Source organism: Vibrio sp. D173a (genome assembly GCF_030248475.1).
This window is the reverse complement of sequence record NZ_JAHGAH010001292.1, coordinates 1-566: the sequence shown is the minus strand read 5'-3', so window position 1 is coordinate 566 and position 566 is coordinate 1. Positions and strand designations below refer to the sequence as shown.

At 44.0% G+C, this 566-nt stretch carries 1 protein-coding gene; it reads left to right on the top strand.

Going from position 1 to position 566, the window contains the following annotated elements:
* A partial coding sequence (traF, locus tag KIV40_RS32925) for a conjugal transfer protein TraF (protein WP_285353577.1) occupies positions 1-566 on the top strand: 566 nt, incomplete at both ends.

Below are 566 nucleotides of genomic sequence, written 5' to 3'. Positions count from 1 at the left end.
AGACGCTATGGGTGGCGTTGGTGTTGTATCAGCTAACTTCTTAACAGCCCCATTTTATAACCCTGCACTGGTTGCCATTTATCGTCGTAACGATGACTTGGGCATGATCACGCCAAGTTTTGGTGGCAGCTATAATGACCCAGACGATATGAAATCAAATATTGATGCTGTATTAGATGCGTCAGGCCCAGATGTTACAACAGCATTAAGCAAGCTTGATGGTAACCAAGCCAGTTTCGATTTGGGTGGTGTTGTAGCATTCGCTCTCCCCAATCAATTCGTCGCCGCCAATGCGTTTGCAAAAGTATACACTGAGAGTTTTGCAACACCGGATGTCCATACAGCGGGTACAGACCAACAAAATCTAGAGCTGTCGACTGTCTCTGCGGTTTCGGTTGGTGTAGCTGAAGCGGGCATCTCTCTTGCTAAATACCAAACCTTTATGGGTCAACACTTATCGTTTGGTGTTACGCCAAAATTACAAAGAATTTATACGTACAACTATATCGCTGATATAAACAACTATGATCTTTCTGATGTGCGTGAAAATGGTGAAGGTAATACCG